Annotated in this window: 12 protein-coding genes and 1 pseudogene; 3 read left to right on the forward strand and 10 right to left on the reverse strand. The window is 50.2% G+C overall.

The genetic code is table 11. The features are described from left to right. Window positions 1-237: 237 nt before the first annotated feature. Both BFC18_RS22185 and BFC18_RS15580 read left to right on the forward strand, forming a co-directional pair. A pseudogene (locus BFC18_RS22185) lies at window positions 238-324 on the forward strand (gamma-glutamyltransferase); the annotation flags it as partial. Window positions 325-397: 73 nt separating this feature from the next. Beyond that, window positions 398-1,324, forward strand: a complete 927-nt coding sequence (locus BFC18_RS15580; RefSeq protein ID WP_070126479.1) for a Dyp-type peroxidase — start codon at window positions 398-400, stop codon at window positions 1,322-1,324. Between the two features lie 11 nt (window positions 1,325-1,335). Here the strand turns inward: BFC18_RS15580 and BFC18_RS15585 are convergent, their stop codons facing one another. The 3 genes from BFC18_RS15585 to BFC18_RS15595 are packed head-to-tail and all read right to left on the reverse strand — an operon-like array spanning window position 1,336 to window position 4,748. Next, complete coding sequence (locus BFC18_RS15585; protein WP_070126480.1) at window positions 1,336-2,424, reverse strand: adenylate/guanylate cyclase domain-containing protein; 1,089 nt, start codon at window positions 2,422-2,424, stop codon at window positions 1,336-1,338. A gap of 21 nt (window positions 2,425-2,445) precedes the next feature. Next, the gene (gene hemL, locus BFC18_RS15590; protein WP_070126481.1) at window positions 2,446-3,729 is read right to left on the reverse strand and encodes a glutamate-1-semialdehyde 2,1-aminomutase; all 1,284 of its coding nucleotides are present in this window, start codon (window positions 3,727-3,729) and stop codon (window positions 2,446-2,448) included. 5 nt (window positions 3,730-3,734) lie between these two features. After that, a complete protein-coding gene (locus tag BFC18_RS15595; RefSeq protein ID WP_070126482.1) occupies window positions 3,735-4,748 on the reverse strand; it encodes an aspartate carbamoyltransferase in 1,014 nt (337 codons plus the stop codon). A 270-nt stretch (window positions 4,749-5,018) separates the two neighbouring features. Here BFC18_RS15595 and BFC18_RS15600 point away from each other — a divergent pair, with 270 nt between their 5' ends. Beyond that, the gene (locus BFC18_RS15600; RefSeq protein WP_070126483.1) at window positions 5,019-5,717 is read left to right on the forward strand and encodes a DUF2982 domain-containing protein; all 699 of its coding nucleotides are present in this window, start codon (window positions 5,019-5,021) and stop codon (window positions 5,715-5,717) included. 41 nt (window positions 5,718-5,758) lie between these two features. Here BFC18_RS15600 and BFC18_RS15605 read toward each other — a convergent pair whose 3' ends face one another. From BFC18_RS15605 to bglB, 7 genes are all read right to left on the reverse strand, one after another. Further along, a complete protein-coding gene (locus BFC18_RS15605; RefSeq protein WP_070126484.1) occupies window positions 5,759-8,905 on the reverse strand; it encodes a hybrid sensor histidine kinase/response regulator in 3,147 nt (1,048 codons plus the stop codon). A 141-nt stretch (window positions 8,906-9,046) separates the two neighbouring features. Next, window positions 9,047-9,997: a sugar kinase gene (locus BFC18_RS15610; RefSeq protein WP_070126485.1), complete on the reverse strand. Its 951-nt coding sequence runs from the start codon at window positions 9,995-9,997 to the stop codon at window positions 9,047-9,049. 18 nt (window positions 9,998-10,015) lie between these two features. Continuing rightward, complete coding sequence (locus BFC18_RS15615; RefSeq protein ID WP_070126486.1) at window positions 10,016-10,792, reverse strand: IclR family transcriptional regulator; 777 nt, start codon at window positions 10,790-10,792, stop codon at window positions 10,016-10,018. Between the two features lie 25 nt (window positions 10,793-10,817). Then, on the reverse strand, window positions 10,818-11,579 hold the full coding sequence (locus BFC18_RS15620; protein WP_070126487.1) for an SDR family oxidoreductase: 762 nt from the start codon (window positions 11,577-11,579) through the stop codon (window positions 10,818-10,820). Window positions 11,580-11,581: 2 nt separating this feature from the next. Beyond that, window positions 11,582-12,928 carry an oligogalacturonate lyase family protein gene (locus BFC18_RS15625; RefSeq protein WP_070126602.1) on the reverse strand — a complete coding sequence of 449 codons (1,347 nt, stop codon included), beginning with the start codon at window positions 12,926-12,928 and terminating at the stop codon, window positions 11,582-11,584. Continuing rightward, the gene (locus BFC18_RS15630; protein ID WP_070126488.1) at window positions 12,921-14,465 is read right to left on the reverse strand and encodes an MFS transporter; all 1,545 of its coding nucleotides are present in this window, start codon (window positions 14,463-14,465) and stop codon (window positions 12,921-12,923) included. The genes BFC18_RS15625 and BFC18_RS15630 overlap by 8 nt, the downstream gene beginning before the upstream one ends. Window positions 14,466-14,492: 27 nt before the next feature. Further along, window positions 14,493-15,599, reverse strand: coding sequence for a beta-galactosidase BglB (bglB, locus tag BFC18_RS15635; RefSeq protein ID WP_070126489.1), 1,107 nt, complete (start codon window positions 15,597-15,599; stop codon window positions 14,493-14,495). Window positions 15,600-15,815 lie beyond the last annotated feature (216 nt).

A 15,815-nucleotide genomic window follows, 5' to 3' on the forward strand; every position in this document is an offset into this window, starting at 1 on the left:
ACACTGCAAACTTAGTTCCATCTTTCAACTTTAGTATAGTTCAAATGGTAACTATGCGACTTGTCGATGATTATTCCTTTAAACACTGTAAAGGTCGAATCGATGCAGGCTTTGTAATACACCATAAAAGTCTTTAAAGTCGGTAAATATTACAGGCACAGTGCACTATGGAGAGGATAATTGAACAATAACAGAGCAACCATCAAGCAGACAGTTAAACTGTTCTGTGCAGCATGTTTTATGGCAATCCTGTGGGATAATAAGCGAAAAGTTTACTTTGGTGCCTCAGAAAGCCGAAAAGATGGACAAGCTGCGGGTTATTGAGCCAAACTAATACCTAAAGGTCCGGCGGAAAACACCATAAATTCAATAACCAGCGGGCGAATGGAAGATTAAAATGAGTCAACCTCAAAAAGGGGTGTGTGCTGAACCAAACCTGCATGCGCAGTATTTGCTGCTGAATGTCGTGGATGACGATGCGGAAACGGTTAGAGGCAAACTCGCCCGGGTTTTGGATATTTTTGATTACTACGAAAATGAGCACTACGAGGCCATGCTGACGGGTATGGTCGCCATTGGTGCTAATTTCTGGACAGAGGTGTACCCCGGCTTTATTCCTACCGAGCTGGCACCGTTTCCCGATATGCAGTGTGAAGACAGAACCGCGCCAGCGACGCCCTGCGATCTTTTCATTCAAATTCGTGCCGACCGCCTCGATATCTGTCATGCCGTAGGCATGGAAGTTATGGAGTTGTTGCGGCTGCATGTAGAGCTGGTAGAGCAAGTCCGCGGCTTCCGCTATCTCGATGGCAGGGATCTCAATGGCTATATTTATGCCCCTGATAACCCACGAGGCATGCAGCGGCGAAAAGTGGGGTTGATTAACGATGAACAAAATGAATTTGTTGCCGGAAGTTACGTGCACGTTCAGCGTTATCGCCACGATTTGCGGCGCTGGGAAAGTTTGTCTACGAGACAGCAAGAGCAGGTGATGGGGCTCACTCGCGAACATAACCTTGTCAGTCAAGAGCAAAATCCCATGTCGCACTGCATCAGAGCATGTGTGAAGTCCGCTGACGATGATTTACCGGGGTTAATTAAACAAGGTATGCCGTACGGCGATCTGAGCACGCAGGGGCTATTTTTCGTTAGCTGCGGTGCCAGCGCACAGCCATTTAAAGCCATGTTACACAGTCAGGTATTTGGCACGGGCGATGGCGACTATGATCGCTGGTTGGATTACACCAGTGCAGAAAATGGGGCGGCGTTTTTTGCTCCTTCTGTCACCTTCATCCGCGAACACGCGAAACAAAGCCTCGAGTAAGTGCAGGTTGCTTACTGGCTCAGGCTGAGGGCACCGTCCCAGTCTTTCGGTAAGGTTAATCCGCGATATTGCAGGCACACGTCAATGTGATGCTGAGCAAGCTTATCTTCAGGATTAATTTGCTGTGCTTTCATGAAGTGGGCCAGCGCATCATCCCATTCCTGACGAATTCGACAGGCTAATCCGGCGGCGATTTGCGTTTGTACTGACAGACGCGCTTTCTGCTCTGCTTCACTAAGATGTTCCAGCACTTCATACACTTCAATGGCAGACTGACGCCCCTTCACTCTCACCCAATCGAGCAAGCGTGTCTTAAGCGGATAATCGGCGCCAATGGTTTGCAGGGTTTGTGCACTCACAATGATATCGGCATTGTATTTCGGCGTTAGCGACTCGAGTCGAAACGCGATATTCACACTGTCTCCAAGTACCGTGGTATCCATACGGTCATCTGAACCTACAGTACCAATAATAACGGGGCCAAAGTGAATGCCGATGCCCATGTTGATAGGCAGGTATTCGCAGTTGTCGCGATGTGAATTGTATAAAATCAAAGCTTTGCGCAGGTCGATGGCAGCCTGAATAGCATCCCGTGCTTTATCTTTTGGCGAGCCACCGGGATGATCGAACAACGCCATGATGGCATCGCCGATAAACTTATCGATGAAGCCGCGATTCTGGTGAATAGGGTCGTTCATGCGCAGGAAGTAGGAGTTCAGAAACTTCATTAATTCCTGTGGGCTTAACCGCTCTGAAAGGCCAGTGAATCCGCGTATATCGCAGAACAGGATTGCCACTTCGTCTTCATCAGCGTGACCCAATTCCAGGGTTGAGGCCGGCCCATGTTTTGCAAAGTGCTCAACAAACTGGCGTGGGACAAACTTCTGAAATGTTTGGGTTAGCAGCATGGCCTCATTGGCTTTCTCGGCATAGCTGGCTTCCCGTTCATCGGGAGAGTCTTTGATGGGCGTGTTGCGCGGATGCGTGTTTTCTAATTCATTTTTCAGAAAACGGATTTCCTGGCGCTGCTGTTGCAGCAAATACACGGCGACACCGCCAAGGGCGATAAGCAGAATTATGAGTAACCAACTTAACGTCATGGTGTCACCGCAATCCGGGTTTTACAGCGAACCCAGCACTTTGTCAGCTGCTTCGAGAGTTTTTGCTACCACATCTGCAGTATGCATGCTGGAAACAAAACCTGCTTCGTAGGAAGCGGGTGCCAAATACACACCTTCTTTCAGCATGCCGTGGTAGAACACTTTAAACTGTTCCTGATTACAGTTAATCGCCTGCTGATAGTTGGTCACCCGCTCAATATCAGTGAAGAACAGGCCAAACATGCTACCGGCCACATTGGTGCTCATGGGAATGCCATGTTTGTCGGCAATCGCTTTGAAACCATCGGCCAGCGCCTGTGTTTGGGTAAAGATTTCTTCATACATGGCGTCGTTATCAATTTGGTTCAGTGCGGCTAAACCTGCAGCCATAGCAACCGGATTACCTGACAACGTGCCAGCTTGATAAATCGGGCCGGTAGGTGCGATATGTTCAATGATGTCGCGACGACCACCGAAGGCACCCACTGGCATACCACCACCTATCACTTTTCCTAAGCAGGTAAGGTCGGGTTTGATATTGTAACGAGCCTGTGCGCCACCTTTAGCCACGCGGAAGCCTGTCATCACTTCATCAAAAATCAGCACGCTGCCGTAGTCATCACAAATTTTACGCAGGCCTTCTAAGAAACCAGGTACCGGAGGAATACAGTTCATATTACCGGCCACCGGCTCAACGATGATACAGGCAATGTCGTCACCGCATTCTTTGAAGATCGCCTCAACGCTTTCCAGGTTGTTATATTCAACCGTTAGCGTGTGTTGTGCTACGTCAGCAGGCACGCCAGGTGAGCTGGGTACGCCAAGCGTCAGCGCGCCCGAACCGGCTTTTACCAGCAGAGAATCGGCGTGACCATGGTAGCAACCTTCAAACTTAACCAGTTTGTTACGGCCTGTGAAACCACGGGCCAAACGAATGGCTGACATGGTGGCTTCGGTACCGGAATTCACCATGCGTACCATTTCCATAGACGGTACCAGTTGGCTGACTTTCTCAGCCATGATGATTTCTGCTTCCGTAGGCGCACCAAAGCTCAGTCCATTCTGTGCAGCGGTAACTACCGCTTCACGAATTTTGGCATTGTTGTGACCCAATACCATCGGGCCCCATGACTGTACGTAATCAATGTAACGATTGTCGTCGGCATCCCAGATATAGGCGCCGTCGGCTTTGGTGATAAAGCGTGGCGTACCACCTACGGCTTTAAATGCGCGTACCGGCGAGTTCACGCCGCCAGGAATGGTTTTCTGGGCGCGGGCAAATAGGGCTTCTGATTTTGTTGTCATAGTAATTACTGGCTCTTATTTGTGTACCAAACCACGTCGCGTTCATATTTTGCGACCAAATCCTCAACGCCCAGTGTCAGGGCAAAAAGTGCCATTCTTACCAACACACCGTTATCGGTTTGACGGAAGATAGCGAGGTTCGGGTTGGAATTTAAATCGTTATCAAGCTCGTTAGCTTCCATACGGGAATCTCGGGGAAGTGGATGCATGATCACGGTTTTTGACTGAAAGTGTTTGGTGTAAATGGTTTGATTCAGGCGGAACCGGCCACGGTATTTATTGGCTTCTTCCTGCGAGGGGAAGCGCTCTTCCTGAATACGGGTTTGATAGCAGATATCGGCTTCAACGCGACCATCGATATGGTCGGTGATGGTGAGCTTGTGACCGGCATTTTCAATGGCATCGATGATGTAATCGGGCATGGCCAGCTCGGCAGGGGCAATCAGCGTAAAATGAATGTTGTCGAACAGACACAGTAACTTAGACAAAGAGTGTACGGTTCGACCGTAGCGTAAATCGCCAATCATGGCGATATGCAGTCCATCGATGCCTTTGCCATTGTATTCCAGCTCACGTTTAATGGTGAACAGGTCGAGCAGCGCTTGTGTGGGGTGCTCGTTGGCGCCGTCACCGCCATTGATAACCGGTACCCGGCTACCTTCGGCAAATTCTGCCACTGAACCGGCCTGCGGATGTCGCATGGCGATAATGTCGGAATACCCACTTAACACCCGCGCGGTATCGTACAGCGATTCCCCTTTCGCCAGAGCAGAGTTACTCATGCCGGTCGTTTCTCTTACTTCACCGCCTAACAGGTTGAAAGCGGTACCAAAACTCACTCGTGTTCGGGTGCTGGGTTCGAAGAATAAATTGCCCAGAATGGCGCCATCCAGCACGGTCGTTCGTTTTTGACGACGGGCGTAAGGTTCCATTGAATGGGCCACAGCGAAAACTTTCTCGATGGCGTCACGGTCGAATTGATTAACCGAAAGAATATGATTGCCAGTAAACTGTGACATTAAGCGCTCTCAATAAATGAAACAAACCTGAATAGTTTATCAAAAACCGCTCTAGGTGTAGAGATAAGTTCGCTAATTAGGATTGTGAGTTTTTCTTCATGCAATCAGATAAACTGATCCTGTTATACTCGAAAAGGTTAACGATGAAAGAGCGTAATCCTCATTCGCAGTCCCGAAAGCCCCGCTCGTGGTGGCAAACCGACTGTGTGAAATGTCAGCGTATGCGTATGATCGTGTTGTGGGCAATTATTGTTTTCGTGGTGTATTTCTATGTCTGGAACTGATTCTGATCCGATTTTTGTTCGAGCGACGTCCAAAAGCAACGGTATTACCGCCCTGGTGTTAGGCGGTGTCGGTCTTTGCGTGTCGGCAGTCTGGCTTAATGTGTTTCCTGAATGGTTATTTCTCGCCGGTATTTTTCTTACCAGCGCGTCTATTGTGTCGCTGCTGATAGGGTGGTTCAAAGTGCGTGAACCTCAGTTCAGTATCGAAATTTCGCCAGACGATATTCGCTATCACCATCGTCTGGGAAATTGGCTGTTAGATTGGGACAACGTACAGCGTGTGGGGTGTCCCCGAGTGCAGCAAGGACTCGACCATGTCGACCTGGAAGCGGTAGGTATTCGGATTAAAGATTATGGCGCGTTTCTTAATCAGGTTTCACCGCGCCTGGCTACCCATCTGCTGATGGAGCAGCGACCACTGTTACTGCATCAGGACAATAACTGTAAAACCGGTGCCTGCTTCGATCAGAACATGTTTGACGACAAGCATTACACCGCCGCAGACGCGCAAACCTTTACCGGGGTCAAAGCCATGTTGGCAAACCGCATGACTCAGCTTAGGGAACTGTTCGGTTATGACGTCTTTATCTCGTCTTCTGATATCGACAGAGAGCCCACAGAATTTGCGGCTTTCTTACGCCAATGTCAGCAAGCGCGGCAAGAGCGCACAGTGGGTGAAGCCTGAGAAAGAATCAAACCTGATAATGTGCCAGGCCACGACTTATATCAGCTACGAAATGAGTAACTCATTTCTTCCATAAAGCGGCGGGCTTCGGTCATCAGAATATCGCATTCAGACAACAGCGCGGGTAGGTGTTCTGCCACCAGGAAATGCTGTTCCAGTTTAAGTGCGGTTTCCAGCTCGTTGGCCAGTTCCTGCAACCGGGGCACACCGGTATAACAACAGGCACCATGCAGCTTGTGTACTTCCGCTTTCAGTCCGTCGTAATCCTTACTTTCCCACATGAGTTTTAGCGTGGCCGTTGTAGGCGGCAGCAGCATGATGAAATCGCCCAGCATGGTGCGGGCAGCATCCGGGTTCTGGTTCGTGCGCTTTACCGCCAATTGCCAATCAAGCGTGGGTAACGCCATGGCGGCAGGTGCCACGTTCTGACACCAGCGTTTGATGAGGTCTAGCAATGCGCCCATTTCAATAGGCTTAGGCAGATAGTCATCCATGCCTGATGCTAATAAGCGCTCTTGCTCTTCTTTAAAGGCGTGAGCGGTAACCGCGATGATGGGCGTGCCCATGTTCAGTGCCGTTTTACGGATTTGTCTGGAGGCTTGTAAGCCATCCATGCCAGGCATTTGTACATCCATCAAAATGAGATCGTATTCTGTGCTGTGACAGCGGTTAACCGCATCTTGTCCGCTCATCGAGGTGGTCAGGCTTACAGGGGAATGATCGAGCCAGGTATGCAGTAGCTTCAGGTTCATTTCCATGTCGTCGACGGCCAGAATACGTGCTTTCGGCAAGGAATTCGTTTTTTCCTGTAACGGGTTGCGACGCTTAGCGGTTTTCTGATGCAGCAGACTTTCCAGTTTCGTTATCGTTACCGGCATACGAACCTGTTCATGGAAATGCTGAGCAAGGCTGGGATACTGATTAAACGGCTCTGGGCCCGAGTACCAGAGAATACGCTTCTTCGCCGGAAACTCCACGGCTTCAGAGATGTATTCGTTTCTGGATGCTATACGCGAAACCGGCACTGTTGCGAACAGTAAGTCTGCCTGCATATCCAGGCTGCGTAAGCCGGCGACAGATTCTACCGAGGTCACGTTCGCGCCCAAATGTTTGAGTAACGATGCCGACGCCCGACGGGTGTCGGGAATAGGGTCGAGTACTATCACCCGTTTGCCAATCCAGTCTGCGTTAGGGGCTAACGTGTACTTCTGGCTAAGCTGATTAGCGCGCAAGGTAATATCAAAGGTACTGCCAATACCCGGTACACTGGTAAGGTCTAGCTTACCGCGCATCAGTTTGATGAGCTCACGGCAAATGACTAACCCCAAACCGGTTCCCTGATAACTGCGATTCAGTGCATCGTCTATCTGCGAGAACGCGTTAAACAGCTTTTTCTTATCCTGGCGGCTAATCCCGATTCCGGTATCTTCAACCCGGAAGTGCAATTCGTGAATACCATGAGGTAGCGACTTACCGTTTACCGAAAGCGTAATGGTGCCGGAGGAAGTGAACTTTAACGCGTTGCTCAACAGGTTGTTTAAGATTTGCTTTATGCGGAAAACATCGCCGATGAGTTTTTCCGGTAACGGCGCAAGATCAAACACAAATTCAATACGCTTCGCATGGGCCGATTTGGCCATCATGGTTACCATATCTTCCAGTAACTGATTCGGTGCAAACGGCTGATTGTTGATTTGCAGCTTACCGGCCTCAATCTTCGAGAAATCGAGTACATCATTCACGATACCAAGCAGATTGTCTGCCGCTGTGTTGATTATGCGAACTTGCTCTTGTTGCTCCACAGGCAGCGCCGTGTGTGTTAATTCCTTACTGAACCCCAGAATGGCGTTGAGCGGGGTGCGAATTTCGTGACTCATGTTGGCGAGGAACTGAGATTTTACGTTACTGGCTTTAATTGCATCTTTACGGGCGATATCCAGCCGAGCGTTCTGCTCTTCAATCAGTTCCATGTTGTTACGCAAGTCATTGGTGGCCTGATCCACTTCGGATTCCATCTGGCTGCGACTTTTTTCCATCAGCGCGAAGGAAAACATGCCCGCTTCAAGGAATACTCCAACCTGAAAACAGTAAGTCGTGAAGTCGTTAGATGGCAGCAGCCCTACCAAACTCAGCATGCCGATAATGGCGCTTGCCGCCAACATTGACCAGGCAATGATAAAGTAGCGAGCGGGCTTGAAATGGTTAAAGAAAGCTTCAAAACCGGCGTAGATATAGCTGCAAATGGCAATCATGCCCACGCCATACACCAGGTTGTTTTTCCAGATATGGGGAAGAAAGTCTACCAGGCAGGTTAGCCCCACAATGAACTGAAGTAACAGCAACGACTGGATCACGGGGTGCGCTGTGGGCGCGTTGTTTTTGGTTTCCAGAAATGACAGGGTGAAAAAGCCGGAACACATTCCGATAATCACGAATATTAGCTCGGTGTGCGAGGCGAACCAGGGCGCCAGTCCATCGCTGACAAACAGGTGTAAATGACCACCCCAGACAAACTGCCATAACATTACCGCCAGAATGTAGCCCACATAGGCCATCAGGCTGGATTCTTTGGCATCAACAAACAATACGAAGTTGTAGATGGCAAGAATGATCAGGCCGCCGTAAAACAAGCCCCACATTAAACTGTCGAGTTGAGTACCAAAACTGTGATGTTGTTCTGTTTCAGCACTTAACGGCACAATTAACGCCGACGAGGTGCTTGCAATTCGAAGATAAAGATCCATGGGGGTATTAACGGGCAGTTCTACACGCATAGTAGGAACGCGATAGATTTGCTCTGACTGCAGCTTTCCCTGGTGACTTTGCTTTACGATTTCATCGCCTTCGACCAGATAAAAGTCCACTTTATCTAGCTGGCTAAAATCGATATTGAATACCCAGTCATTGGCATTGCTGGTGTTATTAATTTTTGTGACCAGCCATAGCGCGCGGGACTGAAAGCCAAAATTAGGGTTCGATTCGGTATAGAGCCTGAAATCTGGACGGCGTTTGATTGCTTCACTGATGGTCAGTTGAGAATCCGTCTCAAAATAAAACTCAAGGTTATCCGTTAATTTGGTTTCGACTTCTTCATTGATGAGTTGCAGCGTGGATTGCGCCAACGCAGGCGACAAATTCACAGACCACAAAAACATCACGGCAAACCAGGACCACAGTACTGCACGCATTCTTAATATCAGGTTGGGATTACATGCGCCTATTAAACCACCAAGCAAGGCGTTTGTACAAAAAAGCGCATGCTTTACAGAAAAGGATCACTTTTTTAAATAATTAACAATATGGAAGGCGTTTTCGCAGGATGAAAAAGACTAGTTGTAAGCCTGATGAAACAGGGCTTGAGGCACAATGGCGCCGGCATGTTGAATGACAATACCTGCTACCTTCGCGGCCTGCTCGGCAGCAGCTCGCACTGGTTTACCTTGCAGTCGGGCGGCAAGATAACCACCGGTAAAGCCGTCGCCGGCTGATGTGGTATCGATAACCTTTTCGACAGGCGTTACTTCCACGCTTACCATCGTTTCGTTATGCAGAATTTGAATATGGTCTGTGCCATTCTTACAGACTATTTCACTCACCCCCATGCTGGCCAATGCGTCCATGGCATCAAAACCGTCTTGATGACCAAACAAAAGCTTGTGCTCTTCAATGCCGGGAAACGCAATATCTGTTAGCTGGTAAGCGCGCTCTGTCCACAAAGCAGCCTCGTCTGCAGACTGCCACAGCGCGGGGCGATAATTGGGGTCAAAGGCAACCTGAGCACCCGCTTCCCTGGCTTCACACAGCATATAAAGTAGCTGCTCCCGCTGATTGTTATCCAGCACGGCCAGCGTAATGCCGCTGAGATAGATAAGGTCGACTGCGGGCAGGAGGCTGTTTTCATGCAACCAAAGATTCACCCATTGCTTAGCCGCAGAGTCGTTTCGCCAATACTGAAAGCTACGTTCACCGTCATCGTCGGTATGAATGGCATATAAGCCGGGCTGCTTATTGGGGTGAGATAAAATCATCGATGTATCAACGTGTTCATGCTGAATCACCGACTTCATGTGCTCGCTTAGGGTATCGCAGCCAAGGGCGGTAAGCAGGCTTATTTCACCTTCCGGCAAACAGCGCTTTAAATACACCGCTGTATTATAAACGTCGCCAGCCACGCCCTGACGGAAGTGATCTTTGTCCGCCTCAGAGAGCTCAATCATCACTTCTCCGGCCAGGATACAGCGACGGGAACGGCTATTCGATAATACTGCTGATTGCGACATGGGTTTCTCTATGGCCTGCTAGGAACTGCTAACACGGTCAAGCTGATAGGCATCTTTATAGATGCCGCGTGCCGCTTCTTTAACCATTTCGGCCACTTTCGGCACCGCGCTTTTCGGGAACACTGCCGCTGGCGCAGTAATGCCTACTGAGGCGACCACGGTTCCCAAGCTGTTTCTCACTGGCACCGCCACGCAACGTACATTCTCATTGTACTCACGTTCATCAACCGCATACCCCAGGGCACGCACCCGGTTTAGCTCTTTTTTGAGATCCTGCATGTTGGTGATGGTAAACGGCGTATGCTTCTCCATGGGGTGTTCCGACAATAACAATTCCAGGTTGTCGTAATACAAGAACGCCAGGAACACTTTGCCGGTGGATGAGCAATGCATTTGCGCTTCTACACCGGGGCGTTTCGATACCATCAGCGGATTCGGGCTGTCGAACACTTCTACAATTAGCGCCTTGCCGTGATTGGGCACCGCCAGGTGTGCGGTGTGTCCGGTACGCAGCGCCAATCGCTGAATATGAGGAATGGCCATTTGCTGCATGCGATCGGAATGGATGATTTGCAGGCCCAGTTGCATCAGGTTGGCACCGCTGAAATACACCTTTCCGCGCTTCTCCAGCATTTCTTCGGATACCAGAGTTCGCAGCAGACGGAAGACTGTGGTGCGAGGTAAATTAAGTGAAGCTTCCAGCTCTTGCATGGTCATTCCGCGATCGCGACTGGCGAGCAGACGGAAAACTTCACATGCATGTACAACACTTGGGATCAGATAACGTTCTGTCATGGTTGTGTCCTTTTTATCACTTTGGCTAGCGAGCCAGAAATCCACCGTCGACAGCCAGAATGTGGCCGTTGACATAGTTACTGGCTGCGCTGGCCAGAAATACCGCAGCACCTTGCAGGTCTTCGGCTTCACCCCAGCGGTTTGCCGGAATGCGTTTTAATATTTCGGTACTGCGGTTTTCATCGTCCTGCAATGCCTGAGTGTTGTCTGTGCGAATATAACCAGGAGCAATGGCGTTCACCTGCACATTGTGGGTGCCCCATTCGTTAGCTAAAGCTTTGGTGAGACCGGCGATAGCATGTTTACTGGCCGTGTAGGCAGGCACAGTAATGCCGCCGCTGTAACTCAGCATAGAAGCGATATAAATAATTTTGCCGCTTCCTTGTGCCACCATGGCTTTGCCAATTGCCTGAGAGAGAATGAATGCGGAGTCGATATTGACCTGCATCACCTGCTGCCATTTATCCAGTGGGAATTCTACGGCAGGGGCGCGGAAAATCGTGCCGCCATTGTTCAGTAGAATGTCCACACCGCCATACACACCCAGTGCGTCTTCGGCCAGCCTGATGGTTGCCTCTGCGTTACTGAGGTCAGCAGCCAGCGCTGTAGCCTCACCACCGGCATCGCGGATGGCGGCGACGGTGTCGTCACAACCACCGGTGCGGCTGCTGGCACAAATCACTTTGGCTCCGGCTTTAGCAAAGCCAATGGCAAGCGCCTGACCAATGCCACGACTGGCTCCTGTGACCAGGGCTACTTTACCTGTTAGGTCAAAAGAAATACTCATCCTTAATTACCCTCTTTATTGTCATTCGTTTTGGCCACTTCCACGGCATAAACGTGAACCGGGCCGTGCATGTTCGAGCGGAATACCACCCATTTATTGTCAGGAGTAAACGTCACGTTGGGCTCCAGCCGGTAATCATGGTTTTCCATGTTCACCAGGCGTTCTGCTTTGAGAACCGCAGGCTTAATCAGGGACTCGGCATCCGGTGCACTGATTCCGGCTACATCGTTAATGGGTTCATCGCGAAACAGGGAAATCCACTTGCCGTCTTCAGCCCGGGCCACCATTTCCTCATCGCCACCGTCGCCGGCAAACAGGGAGCCATCTGGTGAAACGTTAAAATGCACTGACCAATAATCACGAGGCAAATGACGCCATACCCGCTTTCCGGTGTTTAAATCTACGCTGGCCAGCCAGAAAACCTCGCCCCGGGGCGTTTGCAGGTCATAGAAAATCCGCTCGCCGCTGGCGTCGAAAAACTCGTGCCCGGCGATTTCCATGTTCATGGTGCGGGTGTGCATTTTACGAATGTCGCTGCCGTCCACGTTCATGGTCCAGATGCGGTCCACCTTGTGCCAGGGGCCTTCATGACAGAACATGATTTTGTTCGGATCAGCAGGGGAGAACTGTATGTGATTGAGCCAGTCAGTCGCCTGGTGGATAGTACGTTGTTCACCGGTGCGGGTATCGACCACAAACATCTGCATAGGAATGCGGGCTTCGAGGCGCTCATTGATGCGCACTTCCTTTGCATCGGCAAAACTCATCGGGTTGCCGTTCTTGTCGGTGGCTTCATAGCGCGCTTCAAACCGCGCGTGACGGGGGCCTGATTCCATGCTGTATTCCTGCTCAGCAAAGGCACCAATCAGCAGGGTTTCATCGTTGTTGATGGAGTGCACCTTGCCCCGGGGAACCGTAGCCACATGCTTTACTTTGCCGCTATCGATGTTGATGGCCAGTACTTCGGTGGGCGACTGTAGCTCATTTTTGGCTACCACTTCGCCGGTACCGGCGCCTTCAATACGAGTCACATACACGTTACGGCTCGACGGACCCATGAACAGAATGCCTACGTCCGGATCTTCAAAAATCCGTTTTACCGAACCGTCTTCCAGGTTCACCACTGCTACACCTTTAGGATTGTCTACAGAAATCACCATGGATTTGCCGTCGGCGCTGTAAGCGTTCTGGTGGAAGTACAGCGAGCGGGAACCGGCTTCTTCCGAAAGTCTGACAACGCGGTGACCGGTGTCTTTATCAATCCAGGATTTTGGAATGGATTCGTCAGCCTTTGTTGGCGCCGCAGCAAGCACGCCCGCCATCGCCAGACCTGCTAATACCTTAAACATTAGCATTGTGGGTCCTCCCCGATGCCGTGCCGTCCTGCTGTACAGCGCCAACCGTGTTGTTGCCCCAAAGCGCTTTGTAACTAAAGCCGGACAGGTCTTCCACAATCGCCTGGTTTTCCGGGCTGGTGGGCTTGGTGTGGCCGGCTTTGAAATGCTCGATCTCGTTCATCAGCACTTCGTGCGTCTCTTTGCTCAGGCGAAACTTCGTAGAAACAAAGAAGCCGAACAGCAGCACCAGAACCGGACCAATTGCCATCATCATCACAATGGTCGAAATAGCCTGGCTGTTCTGAGTTTCTGCATTGGAAACAAATCCACCGAACTCGAGAATGATACCCACCGACATCACAGCGAAGGCCTGTGTAGCTTTGCGGATAAAAGTCATTACCCCGGCAAAGCTGCCTTCACGACGACGTGCCGTGACTATCTGATCCACGTCGGCCATGTAATTATAGGTATTCCAGGGAATATAGTTCAGCGCTCCCCGGCCTAAACCGGCAATAACGACACCCACAACCAGCCACACAAAGTTAAAGTTGTCGGTGGTGGCGTACATGGCAACCAGCGAGATTATCGCAATAATGTACAGTGACACAGCGACACGATAGCTGGGGGATGGCCCGAAGCGCATTACCATGGGAATGGCAACGGCAACGGCAAATAGCTGGGCAACATAAGTGACCGCCATCATTTCAGACGCAATGACTACCGAGCCGCCAATGGCAAATACCACAAAGTAAGTGAACACGGCGTTGAAAACGTCCTGGCTGATGTAACCACCCAGATACATGCCCAGGTGCAAACGAAATGCGCGGATTTTCAGGGTTGACAAGAGGTTGGTGTAAAGCGCCTTCATGGAACCGGATAAAGTCCAACCTTCACCTTTTGTGAGTTCCTGCTCGCCCACTTCATCGAGGTCGCGTTCCCAGGTAAACATCCACACCGTGAACACCACAATCATGAACAGTACCGAGAAGATAATACCCATGATCAGGAAGGTAGAAGCCGATTCTTTGCCGCCAACAGCGCTGACAATCCAGGCGGGCAAAATACCAGCTAGGATTGCAGACATCTGACCGGTAAGAATACGGGCACCGGCGAGTTTTGCTTTCTTCTTATAATCGTCAGTCATTTCCGCTGCCAGGGTTTCATAAGGAATGATAACAGCGGCGTAAACCAGCTCGAAGAACACGTAAGTGACCAGATAATAAAGGTAGTGCTGGCCGCTTACCCACATCAACGCAAAGCTAGGTAGCAGGGGAATAGAAAAAATCAGGAATACCCGACGACGGCCAAAACGGCGACCAATACGAGTATTGCCTAAACCGTCGGATATGTGGCCGAGCAGGGGAGAGGCAACGGCGTCCAGAATACGCGCGATGGCGAAAATACTGGCAGCCTGCACTGCCGACAGGCCACAGAAGGTGGTATAGAAAAACAGGATCCAACCGCTGATAACAGCCATGGAACCGGCCCCAAGAATATCGTTGAGACCGTAGGCGACATAGTTTATCGGTTTGAGTTCACGTCGTGCCATCGTGCTCTCCCCCTTATTATTTATCGGTTAGATGTAGGCGTTCATGTATTCAACGAGGGCGAGAATTGCCATCGACTGACCGTAGGGCATAGAAGTCAGAGGAATATCTTTGTATCCCTGCAAGGTGTCGAATACCGGCGTGCCGAAAGACACCTGTTGCAGTTCGCCGGTGTCGTCGATGTTCTCCAGCACTGCTTTAATGGCCCTTTCTGCGCAAGGCAGGTATTCGTCGCTGATGTAGCCTTTGCGCACAGCCTTCATGATGCCGTAGGCAAAACCAGCAGCGGCAGACGCTTCAAGATAAGAAGTCGGATCGTCCAGCAGGGTGTGCCATAGGCCGTCTTCATGTTGGGTTCTAACCAGCGCTTTAACCTGTGCTTCTAAGGTTTCAATTAAGAACATGCGGGTAGCGTCGGTTTCAGGCAGATCCAGCAACTCAATAAACTCAGGAATCGCGATGGTGACCCAGCAGTTACCACGGGCCCAAAGGGCATCTGCGAAGTTGTGACGACCGTCGAATGTCCAGCCGTGGAACCACAAACCGGTTTTTCTGTCAGCCAGGTATTTGATGTGTAGCATGAATTGGCGTTTGGCTTCTTCCACGTAGTGGGGGCGATCCATCAGTAAGCCGATTTTTGCCAGCGGCATGACACTCATCATCAGCGTGTCGTCCCACATTTGCTGATAATTGACTGAGTTGAAAACAATGTGCTGGATACCGTTTTCTTCGGTGCGAGGAATGCCATCCATGATCCATTCGGCCCACACATCCAGGTAGGGTAAATAGCTGCGGTTACCCGTGCGTTCCTGCATGTAGGCAAGTGTGAGGAAAGGCGACATGGTATTTACGTTTTTGGTCGGTGTGCCTTCGGCGAAGCGATTGGCGAACCAGTCTTCGATGATTTCCCGGGCTTTATCGTCGCCGGTGATATCCCAGTATTTAAGCAAACCGTAAAGGCCGATGCCGTGGGTCCATTCCCAGTCGTTCCAGCCTTTGGTATCGATGATTCTGCCGTCTTCCAGCTTTAATAAGAACTCACCGGTTTCGTCGGTGATATTCACCAGGTTGTCGATGAGTTTGTCTATTTTCTGACGAACGGTGGAATAGGCGATGTCGTTAACTAGTGCAGGCATGTGAAATCCTTGTTGAAACCAAACTTCGGTACCGTCATGTACCTGAAAAAATCAATTTCAATCACGTTACATCGCTTCACATCACATTAACAATCAAATTGTAAAACTACGTGACATTAATTTCACATTTGGAACACTAAGTTCAATAGGTAGTTTAATTATGAAAAAAAAGGGCAGCATTGCTGCTGCCCATAAAAGTAGGTTTGATAACAAACC

Origin of the sequence: Alteromonas confluentis, assembly GCF_001757105.1 — a bacterium.
In the GTDB taxonomy this organism is placed as follows: Bacteria; Pseudomonadota; Gammaproteobacteria; order Enterobacterales; family Alteromonadaceae; genus Alteromonas; species Alteromonas confluentis.